Below are 13,632 nucleotides of genomic sequence, written 5' to 3'. Positions count from 1 at the left end.
GTGGGTACTCGATACTGCGGCCGGCAGGTCTCCTGACTGGCGTGTCATGGCTGCATTCCAGCCTTCCCGGGAGGGCCCAGTGGCGGTACACGGAATGCGGCTCGACGCCTACAGTTGCGGGGGCAGTTCCGTTTCACGGCGGGTGGGCGCGTGACGGATTCCCTATTAATCCTGTGAAGGAACCAGCGGGGGTATGGTACGTGATTGTTTTTGCGGGAGGAAATGCTGATCTGCGTCGCGAAGGACGTGAGGTGCAGGTCGTTTGCTCGGGTTTGTTTCCAGGCGCCTGGAACGCTGCGCAGCCTCATTGGCACGCGTCTATTCCGGTGGATCGGGTAATTGATAGATCCTTACGCGTACGTCCAATCGTTGAGTAGCAAAAAAACAGGTTTTTGGATGTGGGACGATTCCGAAATCTGCGGGAATTAATCCTACGCAGCTCTGTAGCGGTGGATCTGGAGCGGTTTTTCCTCCACAAAAAAGCCCCTCGCAAGGGGCTTTTCGTTCTACTGCGTCAATCAGCGTTGCGCTTGTGCCAACTCGGCGGCGTAGTCGCCTCCAGCAACTTTCTGAGGCTCTACCGGCCAGGCTTTTTCATCGATGTCCAGATCCTGAAACTTGGCCGCATCGAATACCGGTTGCTTGACCCCGGCACGACGCTGTTCATCGTAGTCACGCATCACCCGCAGGCCGACCTTGAACAGCAAAAACAGCGCGGTCAGGTTGACGAACGCCAGGCCGGTCATGGTGATGTCGGCGAAGGCGAAGACGGTGGACAGGTCCTGGGTCGAGCCCCAGACGATCAGTACCATCACCAGTGCGCGGTAGCCCAGCAGCACGAAGCGATTGCGGCTGAGGAACTGCAGGCTGTTCTCGCCCAGGTAGTAGTTGTAGAGGATGCAGGTGAACACGAACAGCGACAGCGCGATGCTGACGAAGGTGCGCCCCCAGTCACCGACCACCGCCGCCAGGGAGTTCTGGGTCAGGGCAATGCCGTCGCCTTCGAAACCAGGGGTGTAGAAGCCCGAGAGCAGGATCAGCAGCGCGGTGCAGGTGCAGATCACGAAGGTGTCGAGGAACACGCTGAACGCCTGTACTACGCCTTGAGCGGCCGGGTGGCGCACGGAGGCGACAGCGGCGACGTTAGGGGCGCTGCCAAGGCCTGCTTCGTTGGCGAATACGCCGCGCTTGACGCCCATGACGATGGCGCTGCCAAGCAGGCCGGCGAAGGCCGGGTCGAGGCCAAACGCGCTCTTGACGATGGTGGCGAGCATGGCCGGCACGTGGTCGATCTGGGTGAAGATCACGTACAGGGTCACGCCGATGTAGGCCAGCGTCTTGATCGGTACCAACAAATCGGAGACTGAGGCGATGCGCTTGATACCGCCCAGGAACACCACGCCCAGCAACACGGCGAGGATGATGCCGGTGTAATGCGGGTCGTAGCCGAAGGCATTCTGCAGCGAGTGGGTCACGGTGAACGACTGCAGGCCCATGAAGGCGAAGCCGTAGGTGACCAGCAGCAGGATCGAGAACACGATCGCCATCCAGCGCAGATTCAGGCCGTGCAGGATGTAATAGGCCGGGCCGCCGCGGTACATGCCTTCGCCTTCGCTGCGCTTGTAGACCTGGGCCAGGGTGCACTCGAAGAAGCTGCTCGCCATGCCGACCAGGGCCGTGACCCACATCCAGAACACCGCACCTGGGCCGCCCAGGGTCACGGCGATGCCGACACCGGCGATGTTACCGGCGCCGACGCGCCCGGCGAGGCTCAGCATCAAGGCCTGGAAGGAGCTCAGTTGGCCACCCTGACCACGGATAGACTCTTTGAAAACACTGAACATGTGCACGAAATGGCGGAATTGCACGAATCGTGAACGCAGGGTGAAGTAGCTCCCCAGTCCGACGATCAGCACGATAAGGACTTTCCCGGAAAGGAAATCATTGATCATTTCAAGCATGTTAGGTGCTCCCTCTTGTTGTTTTGACCTGTAAAGACAAGCGCAACGGACGCGTCACCGCGAAAGGGGGGCATGATTGGCTGATACATACTCTGTGACAATTTCGCGGGTTGCTCCGATTTGGTGCGACTTGATGCTATTATGGCGTCTGTCGCACCAATTCAAAGCTGGGTCATGAGTCAACATTTCAGTACCAATCTAAAACTTGCCTGCAGCCACTACCGCTCTATCTCGGAAGTCTGTCGGCTGCTGGTGATCAACCGCGCGCAGTTCAACAAGTACCTTAGCGGGCAAAGCCAGCCAACGGCCTACAACCTCAAGCGCATCGGCGACTTTTTCGGGGTCGAGGATTACGAGCTTGGTTTGCCGCCCGAGCAATTCGCGCGTTTGATCGGTGCCCGCGCATCCTCCGCGCCGACGCCAGCACCGCAGGACCCGTTGCTGGCTATGCTGGCGCCGCTGCGGGAAAAGGCCGCAGATCTGTCGCGCTACTGCGGCTATTATTTCGAGTACTCCAACTGCATGTCGGTGCCGGGCACCATCCTGGTGTCCCTGGTGCATCTGCGTGAGGAGCAGGGCACGTTTCTGTTCGAGCGCCAGGAGCGTCAGGAGCGTTCCAGCACCAGCGATCCCCACGCCGACGACTGGGTGCGCTGCCGCTACCTGGGGGCCGCGTTCGCGTTGCAGGATCGGCTGTTTCTGGTGGATTTCGAATCGTTGACGGTCAACGAGATGAGCCAGACCATCCTTATCCCCAGCTTCAAGAGCCGCATTACGCGCCTCAACGGTCTTAAAACCGGGGTGTCCAGTGGCGACCGGCGCAACCCGGCCTGCACCCGTGTGGTGTGGGAGTTTCTGGGGCTGGAGATCAACCGCATCAACGCCTATCGTCAGGTGCGGCTTTATCATCCAGATGATGCGCTGATCGACGATGACGTGCGCAGGCGCTTGCAGGCCATTCCCAATGTGCACGGTTTGTACGAAGTCGAATGACGGTTGCGGGTTGACACTCTATTGCCAGCAAGGGCAGCATTGCCCCATGAACACGCACAAACTCGACCTCACGACCACCACCACGACCGCCTCTGGCGGCCCGTTGGTGTGTACCTGAGTCGAATCGGTATGCAACAAAGGCCCCGCCAGCAAACACTGGACGGGGCCTTTTGTTTTCTCCGTCCAGGCTGGCCAACGATGGAGAAGGACGATGAAAAAAGCTCTGCTGGTGATCGACATGCAAGTCGGTTTGTTTCATGGACCGCAAGCGCCTTTCGAGGGGGAGCGGGTGCTGGCCAATATCAATGCGCTGATCGTGGCAGCCCGAGCTGCCGGAGCGCCTGTGGTTGTGGTTCGCCACACCGGCCCCGAAGGCTCGCCAATCGCGGCCGGCAGTGCGCTATGGCAAGTGGTGCCGGAGCTCGGGGTTGATGTTCATCAGGATCATTTTGTCGACAAGACTCGACCTAGCTGCTTCTTCAACACCGGGCTGGCCGAATGGCTTGATGACGCGGGGGTAGGGGAGTTGGTGATCTGCGGGATGAAGACTGATTATTGCATCGACAGCACTGCCCGTCTGGCCGGGGACCTGGGCTTCAAGGCGGTGCTGGTGGCGGATGCCCATACCACGATGGACAGTCCGGTGTTGGACGCTGCGGCGATCATCGCGCATCACAATCAGGTATTGGCAGGGCCGTTCGTGAAATTGCTGTCGACTGCCGAGGTGAGCTTCCAGGGCTGATCCCGCCTGGTGGTTTGCTGCAGCCAGTGCTGGCCTCTTCGCGAGCAAGCTTTGCTCCTACGGGTGTACGACGCCATTCCAGTCGACTCTGTGGGAGCAAGGTTGCGCGTTCGGCGGCGAAAGCGATTGCCGCAACGCCACCGCCAGCCAGTCAAGCTGCTGGTTAACGCCCCGCGCGACGCAGCTTGCTTCTATAGGCCACTGCCAGCATGGCCAACCAGATCGGAATCAACAGCACCGATTCGTTGATGCCCGGCGTCATCGCCATGATCACCAGAATGCCTGCCAGAAATGCCAGGCAGATATAGTTGGTGATCGGGTAACCCCAGCTCTTGTAACTCGACACCTGGCCTGAAGCGCGCAGCGCACTGCGAAACTGGAGGTGAGTAATGGTGATCATGATCCAGTTGAGCACGAGCGCCGCGACCACCAGGGCCATCAGAATTTCCAGCGCCTTGGCCGGCATCACGTAGTTGATCAGTACGCACACGCCGGTGGCTGTTGCCGAGACGCCCAATGCTGCGAGTGGCACACCGCGAGCGCTGACCTTGAGCAGGCTCTTGGGCGCATTGCCCTGGTTGGCCAGGCCGAACAGCATACGGCTGTTGCTGTACACGCAACTGTTATAGACCGACAACGCCGCTGTCAGCACCACCACGTTGAGCAAGGTGGCAACGATGTTGCTGTCCAGTGCGTGAAAGATCAGCACGAAAGGGCTGCCGCCGGTGACGACGTTCTGCCACGGATACAGCGACAGCAGCACGGTCAGCGCGCCGACATAGAACAGCAGAATGCGGTAGATGACCTGATTGGTCGCTTTGGGAATGCTCACCTTGGGATCATCGGCTTCGGCTGCGGTGATACCGATCAGCTCCAGGCCACCAAAGGAGAACATGATGAAGGCCATGGCCATCAGCAGGCCGCGCACGCCATTGGGGAAAAAGCCGCCGTGCTGCCAGAGGTTGGCGACACTCGCGTCCGGGCCGCCATTGCCGCTGGCCAGCAGGTAGGCGCCAAAGACGATCATGCTGATGATAGCGATGACCTTGATCATCGAGAACCAGAATTCCATCTCGCCGAACACGCGCACATTGAGCAGGTTGATCAGGTTGATGGCCACGAAAAAGATCGCCGCCGACATCCAGGTCGGGACGTCAGGCCACCAGTACTGCATATAGACGCCGACCGCCGTCAGCTCGGCCATGCCCACGAGCACATACAGCACCCAGTAGTTCCAGCCGGCCATGAAGCCCGCCTGCGGGCTCCAGTAGCGCGCGGCAAAATGCGCGAAGGTACCGGCAACCGGCTCTTGGACCACCATTTCGCCAAGCTGGCGCATGATGAAAAACGCGATGACGCCGGCAAGGGCGTAGCCGAGGATGACCGATGGGCCGGCCATGGCCACGGTGTGAGCCACGCCCAGGAAAAGCCCGGTGCCGATGGCCCCGCCCAGGGCGATCAGCTGGATGTGACGGTTCTTGAGGCCGCGGCGCAATTGGCCGGGGCGCGCTTGCTGTTCCATTGAAAATCCTTCGTACTTGACACGGACTGACCTGTGCCGAACGCCGCAGCGTCTGCCATTGACGTTGGCATTGCGTGCAAGCTGGCGATCATTGTTTGTGGTGAAGCGAGAGGTAGGCCTTGCTGCCGGCCCGTTACACAGCATACCAGCTGAGGAACATGTCCAGCGCGCCATCGACTACTTCGGCCTGGCGCTCGGGCGACAGAAGTGATTCATTAAGTGTCACCTGCGGCCAAAAAGCGAAGGACTTCATCAGCGCGTGTATCTGGGTGGCAGCAAAACCGGGATCGACGGGCTTGAGGCGGCCGTCTTTCTGGGCTGCCCGCACCCACACGCTGACCGTCTCCTCGCGTTCGTTTATACGCGTGACCCACACCATGGCCCGATCAGGCGAATGAACCGTAGCGCCAATGGCGATACGCGCCAGATCGATGCAATTTTGGTCACACAAACTGGCCATCTTGGCTTCGAGCAGTTCGCGCAGTTGTTCGCGCAATCCCACATCGGGACGGTAGGGGTCGTCGGAAGCGGGCGGAAAGCGCGACCACAGTCGCTCCATGATTTCCGCGAAAAGTTCTTCTTTACTGGGGAAGTGGTTGTACACCGTGCGCTTGGAGACTTCGGCACGGGCCGCGATGCGGTCCATGCTGGTGACCTCGAAACCGTTATCGCGAAACTCGTCGATGGCAGCCTCGACGATGGCTTCGCGTTTGCGGTCGGTCAATCTCGGGGGCAGGGTGGTCATGGGGGCTCTTGAATGAAAATAAGTACACTGACCAGTTTACTTGGCTGGGAGAATGATGCAAGCTAGAAACTACACTGTGTAGTGTACCTCTTTCGTTTTACCGTCACTCGGTCGGGCCAGCCCGCCAGCGCCGCACCTTTCATGGAGTCATGCCGCCATGTCCCACCCCTCAAATACCCTCGCCCCCGTCAGCGCGTCCAGCCATACCCCAGCCACCCTGCGCCAGCTGGACGGTCGCTACGTCAACCACGCGCCGCGCCATCGCGCCGGCACCCTCAAGACCCTTGGGATCATCTGGAACAGCCTGTTCAACAAACCGGCCGATACCCGTCCTGCGGCACCTATTCCAGTGCAAGCCATTACCCGTCACCAGTTGCTGGCGGCGCCCGACAACGGCGTCTGGCGTCTCGGCCATTCCACCGTGCTGCTCAAGCTCAACCAGCGTTTCTGGTTGACCGACCCGGTGTTCGCCGAGCGCGCATCCCCGGTGCAGTGGGCCGGCCCCAAGCGTTTCCATCAGCCGCCCATCAGCCTTGACGAGCTGCCGCCACTGGCCGCGGTGATTCTCTCGCACAATCACTACGACCATCTGGATCACGCCACCATCCTCGCCCTCAAGGACCGCGCCGAGCACTTCATCGCGCCCCTGGGCGTCGGCAAGACCTTGATCGAATGGGGCGTGCCAGCGGCCAAGGTGCATGAACTCAACTGGTGGCAGTCGGTGCGCTTGTACGGCGTCGAGTTGGTGGCGGCACCGTCCCAGCACTTCTCCGGGCGCGGGCTGCGCGACGGCAACAAGACCCTGTGGGCATCGTGGGTAATCATCGCCGACAAGCATCGGGTGTTCTTCAGTGGCGACACCGGCTACCACAGCGGCTTCAAGCTGATTGGCGAGCGCTTCGGGCCGTTCGACCTGACGCTGATGGAAACCGGCGCCTACAACGTCGACTGGCCGGATGTGCACATGCACCCCGAACAAAGTCTGCAAGCGCATCTCGATGTGCGTGGGCGCTGGCTGATGCCGATCCATAACGGCACCTTCGACCTGGCCCTGCATGCCTGGCACGAACCGCTGGATCGCATTCAGGCGCTGGCATGGGAGAGCAATGTGCGCATCGCCACGCCGGAGATGGGGCAGCCGTTTTATCTGGATTACCCGAGCCCGTGTGCGCCGTGGTGGATTGGCGTGGTGGAGGGTGAGGTGGCCGCGGTGACGCAGGGGAACGAACAGAAGCCGGATTGGGAGGGGATGGCGCGGCCCAACGGGTCAGGGGTGAGCCAGAGTTGACGGTGGCGCCATCTGCGACTGAATTTACTCGCAGATGGCGTGTGCGATGTCCAAACAACAAAATTGATTATTTGGTTGTTGAACCTCAGCGGTGTGTGACGTGGCCTGAACCCTGTACGCCGCTCAAGGGCCTGGGCTATCGTCAGATCGAAGGCGAGACCAGAAGATAATTGCCTGTTTGGCAAGTCGCAGTTTATCCAAGCGCTGATCAGCTATGAGGGCCAGACCGTTTTCTTTGAACGATCTGACCAGGCAGCCCCTGGATGCTTTTCTTCATGGCGCTCATCAAGGCCAGCGTAGGTAATCAGCGGCTTCAATGTGTGGACCGTTGCCCAATCGTGAGCCGCATGAGTGGGGGATATTCAGTTCCTTCGCGCGTAGGCCCCTGATCCTCTGTTTCTGTGCTCGGTCCTGGCTCGACTGAAACAGGCTCCGTGCTGACGTATAGGAAACTGTTAACCACTGCAACGGTACTCAACAAAACCACCATCAGAAACCCGACGCCCGTAGACCACAGGTACACGCATTCCGAGTGTTCAGTAGGCGCAGTGACCATCTCTCTGTAATCCGCTGACGGCAAAAACCGATACAACCGCGGATGCCAGGCATCGCGAGCCTTGCGGCGGATCTGGATCAATCGCCAGCCGGCCCACAGTTCGATAAAACAATAGATACAGGCGACCAGCATGGCTGCGAAAACGAGCCATGGACTGATGTCGCTGCTGATGCGTGTGGCGATGACGGTGAGCCCCACGCCTAGCGCCGCAGCGACCTTGGTCAGGGCCTGCTGTGTCGCTTCGGTGGTTCTGGCCGCATCATCACAGACACTCCCGCGCAGGGCAGTCAGCGAATTCAGCGTATCGATGCCCAGCCCGCTCATATACAGCTGATACACCGTTTTCGCGCTGTCCAATGCGTTAGCCAGGTGGGCGGCGAAGTACCTCGCCGGTTCGCAGGGCTCCCGCCCTGCACGCGCAATTTCCGCTGAGAGCATCGAGTGGCGAAGGGCAGCCTCTCGGGACAGTTCATAGACCCATTGCGCCGCGGATTGAAGCTGAGAGAACCCGAGAGGGTCTATCTGCGGCCGTTGCGCGGGGGGCAAGTCACACGCTGGCAAGCGCAGTGCCGGCGGGCCATGGAACATCAGCGCGCCATCGTCTGCACCCAGCTCGTTGGCCAAGGCGCGGGTCAGCGCGTCAAAGGCCTTGCTGGCCCAGATGCTGTGCAAAGGATCCGTCATATCTATATGGCTGTGCTGAGCCAGTAGCCAGAACCGGATATCTTCTGGCACACGGCGGTTGGCTGCTGTTTCTCGGACCAGTGTGCGCGGAGGTTGGGTCTCGGCAGCCTTGTTGAAAGACAGCGGCGCTTGCCAATTGCCGTATGCCCGTCCTTGGGTCGTGAAGGAGTGCTCCAGCCGCGCCAGCCGCCAGCGATCGGCCGGGTGTCCGCGATCCAGGGTATCGCTGAAGCCTGTGGCAGTGAGCAGATACAGCGCGCCGTCATCTCGTGGAGGGACTTTATGCAGCGTCAGCCGATAGGGCGCGAAGTCTTGATCCAGGCTGGCGAGCGTGAATGGATTGTTCGCGCTGTCCACCAGCTGATAGCACCAGCCCAGGTGTTCGACAGCCATCGCCAATCTGCCTGCGCAACAGGCGTCGAGTCTGGATGTCAGGACGCAGTCTGGGGTTTCATTGATCCATACGCCGTGTTCGCTGGCGAGCGTATCAAGCAGCTCAGCCAGCGCGTCTAGCGACAAGGTCGTCTTCCGTGATCTGCTTGGTGTCGATGATGATGCGCTTGCCGGCAGCGCCATTGTCGAGGATCTGTACGGTTGATCCGGCGGCGTCGTCCGGGAAGATCACGATCACCCCCTCGGTGGTTTTCAGGCGCCTGGTGGGCGCTTGACGCAATACCTTGCGCACCGGCTTGAAGGTCAGGTTTTCGAGTTTGGCCCTGCGGATACGTTTTTGGGTTTCGTCCGTGATCTTCTTGGTCAATGTGGCATCGGTCGGGTTACCCGCGCCCTCGATAATCGCGTCGATGATCGCTTGATTATTGACCTTCGGCGCTTGGCCAAGAATCCCCCGCGCTGTCGCCAGTGCGGTGGAAACATCCTTATCGGGAAGAACAGCCTTGAACTTCTGCAACGTCGCCTGAACCACTTCAAGTGCCTTTTGGCTCAGCTCTGCATCGTCGACTTCGCGCGCTACCCCGAGGAAGTCCTGGAAGTAGTCCGAGAGCTCTGGCGCGGCCCGTTTTACCCGATCACGGGCCGATACTTCATCCTCGGCAACACCTGCGACTACGCGGATCAATGCGGCTTTCTGCACTGCACGGTTGTCGTCGATAAAGGCATTGATAATCCGCAGCAATACGCCGTCCGGCTGCTTCGGATCTTGCTGCAGCGCCTCGCGATAATCATATTTGATCAAGCTGTAGATGCGCACGTTGGGGTCTTTGACGCTCATTTCGAAGATGAACAACGCGCCATCACTGCTGCTGCTCACGTGCTTGCTGTTGAAACTCGACGCCAGCGCCTGAGCCCCGCGTTCGAAGGTATTCCTGCCGCTGGCGATGTCTTCGAGTTTGCGTTTGGTAGAAGAGTGAGTGTCAAAGCTGAACACCGGATCCACTGCCGTATCGATAATTTTGCCGATAAAAAACGCTTCGTGTTGCACTTGGCGGGCTGGGTTGGCTGTGAACGTCTGGGGGCCCACGACATGCAAAATCATACTCTCGATGGACAGCGAATCGATTTCTTCATCAGTAAAGAAACTCACACTAATCTCCTGCAAAAGCCTCTGATAGTCAGATGACGGGCTGTTTTGATTGTTTGGTCGATGGGAGAGGAACGGGATTCCCTTGCTACACTTTTACGAGTTCTGCGACGAGTTCTGCGACGAGTTCTGCGTGAGTGGCCATGAGTGCTCCTGGTGTCGAGATGCGAATGTCGCGCCTTGGTTCTTTGCGCGCGTTGAATGATTACGGTTTCTTTGCCGCGTCCAGGTCGCGTTCGCACTGGGCAACTGCCTCACGCAAACGTTGCTGATGCTCCTCTCGGCGTTGCTCCTGGGCGAAACTGCCGTCTCGACGCTCACAATCGCGCTCCAATTCTGCGAGGTAATTGGCCTTCGCGGCGTCGAGAGCGGCCTGCGCTTGTTCCACTGTCTGGGTCATCGTGTATGTCCTTGCAGTTATGGGGGCGGGTATCGTCCCCCTGTTGCCAAGCCGACCCGGTTTCATGCCGGGCCTGGGGAGTGCGCCTGGGCGACTACGCCCATCACCGGCGAGCACGCACCTGGCCGCACGCTTTGGTATTCGCCGCGTCAAGTTCCTGCGCAATCACCTGAAGTTCTGCATCGGTGATCAAGCCCCCGGCCCGAATGGCAAACAGGCCACCATGGGCACGGTTGTGAAAGGCCCGTCGTTCGCTGTCCTCTGTTTGCTCGCACAGCATGTCGATGTCCGCGCGTACATAGGCAATGGCATTTCGTTTATTTTCATGAGTCATGGTCTTGTCCTCGGTCATGACGCTACCCACATGATGTGTTGGTAGCGCCCGAACTCCCGACAAAGTTTGCCGGGGTGCGCCTAAGTTGATCTTCTTATCGATGGCAAAAGGGAAGCATTGCCCTGTAATGAATCGATCGAGGGCGGAAACTTACGCTATTGGTTTAATTAGGTGTTACTGATGATTTATCCATCGGTGCAGATGCTTGGTAAAACACAATGCAGATTGGGCGGTGGCGCTTGAAAAAGTGACAAAATATTTCAAGCACCTCGCCACTGTGCTTCAGGTCGGATGATTTGCCGGGATGTAGCGTCGGAATAATGCCCTGGCCCCGTAAGCGGGGAGGATATTAATAAATGCCAAGATCACTTTGATGGCGATTTGAACGTAGACCATCTTCAATATGTCGGCATTATCCAATGTTCCGTAGAACGCGATAAAGCAGAATAGAAAGCTGTCGAGGATGACTGTGAACAGCGTGCTCAGGAATACCCGCAGGAAAAGAAATCTGGAGTTGGTCAGTTCCTTGATCTTGTAGAGCAGATAGGCGTTGACGTATTCCGACACCAGGAAGGAGACTGCAGATGCGATTAAAACAGATGACACCTGCTGGATAACCCCCACATCCCGGCCACCGATGCGCTGGAACACGCCTCCATCCTGCAAGACTGCGCCAACAAGCTCATCTTCGAATCAGCTCTGGGCAACAGTGATCCGACCAAGCACCTGGCTCTGTCAGCCCTGTACCTCGGCGAAATGGCCAAAGCGATAATGGACGACGTCGCTCAGTCCATAGGATCGGATGGCTGATCCAAGGTGCGCGCGCTACGACTGTAGGAGCTCTTGGAGGATCGCCAATGCCGCAGCGCACATCACCGACCTAGCAGATCTGTGAGTAGACACTTGGTTGATCGACGCGGATAGTCGATCCGATAACCAAAGTTCGAGAGACCCAGTGGTGCACATCTACGGATCAACAAATATCTTGGCCGGCGTGGTGCAGGGCAGGTCAGTGACGCATTGGGTGGGAAAGGTGTCCCACATCAGGATCAGCTACTGCCCGTTCGGCTTTTCGCTTTCGCCCTCTGGCAGTTTCTGCGGGCAAAAACGTGAGCAAGTGACAGGCCACTATTTATTGGGTCATGGCTACAGGGCTTTCAATCCGGTGTTGCGGCGATTCAGCGCACCCGATGAATTGAGTCCGTTCAGCGCTGGAGGATTGAATGCGTATGTATACTGTGCGGGGGATCCGATCAATCGCTCTGATCCCTCAGGAAGAATATGGGAGTGGCTTAAAAAAACCTTCGCCCGGCCCCCAGTTTCATATCGACCGCTGCCTGCGCTCCCACCTGGATATCCATTTGCTTCTGGCTCACCGCCGCCATTGATAAGTGCTCCTGGTATGGAAAGGTTAATTGGTCTGGCCAGTTACCATGACGAGTTGACAGCGCGTATCATGGGTGCGACCACTGTGGCGCATACCTTACCGCTCGTGGCCGAGCGCCGTACTACTGCTGCTCGAATGCTCAAGATGGTTGCCGGTGTCGCAGACGTTTACCTTCCTCCAGGTCCAGGCGCTGAAAATCTTAATCCGTTCCGCTATATGCAGCCTCGTGGGACGGTTCCACCGGAGCCGTTTAACGTCGCAGGCCTTAATCACCTGATTCCGGATTATGAAACTTCGGCGCTACTAAACGGTACTCGTCAGCTTCCGCCTGCCTACCAGGTTGAAGCCCCTCTCGGACATCAGAGCACAAGAGGTCTCCCTCCAGCCTATTCGACACACACTTTAACGAGAGCTGAAATCAATGCCCGTATACGCAGTGATTGGTTCACGCATACGTGATCACTGGTGTAGTGCTGTAGAAGATTGCGCAATTTCGCCCATTAGACGTTCCATTCCTGATTAGCCTGAAGGACTCGCTGCGCGGTGGGATTTCGCATTGATGTTTGCATCCGCCCGATTCGCGGCAAATTTTCACACTCAACCCCCACTCACCCCATGTACGATACGCAGCGCGGCAATCTATACCCAGCCAATTACCGAAAAAGGGGGGGCGTTGAAGATCTTCAAGTGGATGCTGGCACTGCTGTGTGCCAGCGCGATCGGCCAGGCCAGTGCGGCGCTGGTGATGATCGACCCGGTCACAGCGCAGCGTATCGACAGTGCCTTGCACCTGCCGCGCAGCGACGCCAACGACGATGCCGGCGCGCGCATCGCTGCGGTGTCGGCGCAGTTCCTCGGTACGCCTTACCAGGCTCAGACGTTGATCGGCTCGCCCATGACTGCGGAAAAACTGGTGGTCGACCTGCGTAGCGTGGATTGCTTCACCTACCTGGATTACGTCGAGGCGCTGCGCAAGTCGTCGAGCTATGCCGGTTTCGTGCAGAACCTGGTGCGCACCCGCTACAGCGACAATCAGGTCAGCTACTTCCATCGTCGGCACTTCTTTACCGACTGGGCGGCGACGCAGCCGGTCAATGCCTACGACGTCACTCGCGAACTGAGCGAGCACAGCTTGAGCGTCACCAAGGACCTCAATCGCAAAGCCGACGGCAGTCCGTTCCTCGCGCAACTGGGCGTCACTCGCCGGCAGGTCAACTACATCCCCAGCCGTTATGTCGATCAGGCGCTGCTTGCGCGCCTGCGCACGGGCGACTACATCGGCATCTATACCCCCGAGCAGGGGCTGGATGTGACCCACGCGGGCATCTACATCGCCACCGAGCAGGGGCCGATGCTGCGCAATGCGTCCTACCGTGTGGCCAACATGAAGGTGGTGGATTCGCCGTTTCTGGCCTACGTAAAGAGTGTTCCGGGCATCGTCGTGCTGCGGCCGATGCCGGACACCGGAAAAATCTGAGCG

The 13,632-nt window shown here is 58.8% G+C and carries 13 protein-coding genes, 1 pseudogene and 1 riboswitch; of the genes and pseudogenes, 6 read left to right on the top strand and 8 right to left on the bottom strand.

What is annotated here, in order from left to right; translation table 11 throughout:
- Nucleotides 1–4: 4 nt before the first annotated feature.
- A riboswitch (cobalamin riboswitch) is annotated at nucleotides 5–202 on the bottom strand.
- A gap of 316 nt (nucleotides 203–518) precedes the next feature.
- A complete protein-coding gene (locus tag REH34_RS01700) occupies nucleotides 519–1,961 on the bottom strand; it encodes an alanine/glycine:cation symporter family protein (RefSeq protein WP_311970512.1) in 1,443 nt (480 codons plus the stop codon).
- 174 nt (nucleotides 1,962–2,135) lie between these two features.
- Between REH34_RS01700 and REH34_RS01695 the strand changes: the two genes are divergently transcribed.
- Both REH34_RS01695 and REH34_RS01690 read left to right on the top strand, forming a co-directional pair.
- Nucleotides 2,136–2,954, top strand: a complete 819-nt coding sequence (locus REH34_RS01695) for a helix-turn-helix transcriptional regulator (protein ID WP_226504507.1) — start codon at nucleotides 2,136–2,138, stop codon at nucleotides 2,952–2,954.
- A gap of 211 nt (nucleotides 2,955–3,165) precedes the next feature.
- The gene (locus tag REH34_RS01690; RefSeq protein WP_311970511.1) at nucleotides 3,166–3,696 is read left to right on the top strand and encodes a cysteine hydrolase family protein; all 531 of its coding nucleotides are present in this window, start codon (nucleotides 3,166–3,168) and stop codon (nucleotides 3,694–3,696) included.
- Nucleotides 3,697–3,859: 163 nt separating this feature from the next.
- On the opposite strand, the gene REH34_RS01685 is transcribed toward REH34_RS01690, so the two are convergent.
- Both REH34_RS01685 and REH34_RS01680 read right to left on the bottom strand, forming a co-directional pair.
- Nucleotides 3,860–5,218 carry an amino acid permease gene (locus REH34_RS01685; protein ID WP_311970510.1) on the bottom strand — a complete coding sequence of 453 codons (1,359 nt, stop codon included), beginning with the start codon at nucleotides 5,216–5,218 and terminating at the stop codon, nucleotides 3,860–3,862.
- Between the two features lie 133 nt (nucleotides 5,219–5,351).
- Nucleotides 5,352–5,963, bottom strand: coding sequence for a TetR/AcrR family transcriptional regulator (locus tag REH34_RS01680; RefSeq protein ID WP_226504504.1), 612 nt, complete (start codon nucleotides 5,961–5,963; stop codon nucleotides 5,352–5,354).
- A 157-nt stretch (nucleotides 5,964–6,120) separates the two neighbouring features.
- Between REH34_RS01680 and REH34_RS01675 the strand changes: the two genes are divergently transcribed.
- The gene (locus REH34_RS01675) at nucleotides 6,121–7,251 is read left to right on the top strand and encodes an MBL fold metallo-hydrolase (RefSeq protein WP_311970509.1); all 1,131 of its coding nucleotides are present in this window, start codon (nucleotides 6,121–6,123) and stop codon (nucleotides 7,249–7,251) included.
- A gap of 313 nt (nucleotides 7,252–7,564) precedes the next feature.
- On the opposite strand, the gene REH34_RS01670 is transcribed toward REH34_RS01675, so the two are convergent.
- The 5 genes and pseudogenes from REH34_RS01670 to REH34_RS01650 form a co-directional block, all read right to left on the bottom strand.
- Nucleotides 7,565–9,010: a hypothetical protein gene (locus REH34_RS01670; protein WP_311970508.1), complete on the bottom strand. Its 1,446-nt coding sequence runs from the start codon at nucleotides 9,008–9,010 to the stop codon at nucleotides 7,565–7,567.
- Nucleotides 8,988–10,034: a nucleoid-associated protein gene (locus tag REH34_RS01665; protein WP_311970507.1), complete on the bottom strand. Its 1,047-nt coding sequence runs from the start codon at nucleotides 10,032–10,034 to the stop codon at nucleotides 8,988–8,990. The genes REH34_RS01670 and REH34_RS01665 overlap by 23 nt, the downstream gene beginning before the upstream one ends.
- Before the next feature lie 202 nt (nucleotides 10,035–10,236).
- The gene (locus REH34_RS01660; RefSeq protein WP_226504500.1) at nucleotides 10,237–10,431 is read right to left on the bottom strand and encodes a hypothetical protein; all 195 of its coding nucleotides are present in this window, start codon (nucleotides 10,429–10,431) and stop codon (nucleotides 10,237–10,239) included.
- Nucleotides 10,432–10,534: 103 nt separating this feature from the next.
- On the bottom strand, nucleotides 10,535–10,783 hold the full coding sequence (locus tag REH34_RS01655; protein ID WP_311970506.1) for a hypothetical protein: 249 nt from the start codon (nucleotides 10,781–10,783) through the stop codon (nucleotides 10,535–10,537).
- Nucleotides 10,784–11,047: 264 nt separating this feature from the next.
- Nucleotides 11,048–11,383, bottom strand: a pseudogene (locus REH34_RS01650) (queuosine precursor transporter); the annotation flags it as partial.
- Between REH34_RS01650 and REH34_RS30075 the strand changes: the two are divergent.
- The 3 genes from REH34_RS30075 to REH34_RS01640 all read left to right on the top strand — a co-directional run bounded on the left by REH34_RS30075 (nucleotide 11,372) and on the right by REH34_RS01640 (nucleotide 13,629).
- Nucleotides 11,372–11,575 carry a DUF3077 domain-containing protein gene (locus REH34_RS30075; protein WP_409373368.1) on the top strand — a complete coding sequence of 68 codons (204 nt, stop codon included), beginning with the start codon at nucleotides 11,372–11,374 and terminating at the stop codon, nucleotides 11,573–11,575. The pseudogene REH34_RS01650 and the gene REH34_RS30075 overlap by 12 nt on opposite strands.
- 148 nt (nucleotides 11,576–11,723) lie before the next feature.
- Nucleotides 11,724–12,611, top strand: a complete 888-nt coding sequence (locus REH34_RS01645) for an RHS repeat-associated core domain-containing protein (RefSeq protein ID WP_311970505.1) — start codon at nucleotides 11,724–11,726, stop codon at nucleotides 12,609–12,611.
- A 214-nt stretch (nucleotides 12,612–12,825) separates the two neighbouring features.
- A complete protein-coding gene (locus tag REH34_RS01640) occupies nucleotides 12,826–13,629 on the top strand; it encodes an N-acetylmuramoyl-L-alanine amidase-like domain-containing protein (protein WP_226504497.1) in 804 nt (267 codons plus the stop codon).
- Nucleotides 13,630–13,632: the final 3 nt, after the last annotated feature.

The sequence above is a fragment of the Pseudomonas baltica genome (assembly GCF_031880315.1).
Classification (GTDB): Bacteria; Pseudomonadota; Gammaproteobacteria; order Pseudomonadales; family Pseudomonadaceae; genus Aquipseudomonas.
Note: the sequence above shows the minus strand (reverse complement) of the source record. Positions and strands in the feature narration are given on the sequence as shown.

Excerpts from the sequence above, each read along its gene's own strand:
- REH34_RS01700 (WP_311970512.1), bottom strand. The coding sequence starts at position 1,961 with ATGCTTGAAATGATCAATGATTTCCTTTCCGGGAAAGTCCTTATCGTG.
- REH34_RS01695 (WP_226504507.1), top strand. The coding sequence starts at position 2,136 with ATGAGTCAACATTTCAGTACCAATCTAAAACTTGCCTGCAGCCACTAC.
- REH34_RS01690 (WP_311970511.1), top strand. The coding sequence starts at position 3,166 with ATGAAAAAAGCTCTGCTGGTGATCGACATGCAAGTCGGTTTGTTTCAT.
- REH34_RS01685 (WP_311970510.1), bottom strand. The coding sequence starts at position 5,218 with ATGGAACAGCAAGCGCGCCCCGGCCAATTGCGCCGCGGCCTCAAGAAC.
- REH34_RS01680 (WP_226504504.1), bottom strand. The coding sequence starts at position 5,963 with ATGACCACCCTGCCCCCGAGATTGACCGACCGCAAACGCGAAGCCATC.
- REH34_RS01675 (WP_311970509.1), top strand. The coding sequence starts at position 6,121 with ATGTCCCACCCCTCAAATACCCTCGCCCCCGTCAGCGCGTCCAGCCAT.
- REH34_RS01660 (WP_226504500.1), bottom strand. The coding sequence starts at position 10,431 with ATGACCCAGACAGTGGAACAAGCGCAGGCCGCTCTCGACGCCGCGAAG.
- REH34_RS01655 (WP_311970506.1), bottom strand. The coding sequence starts at position 10,783 with ATGACCGAGGACAAGACCATGACTCATGAAAATAAACGAAATGCCATT.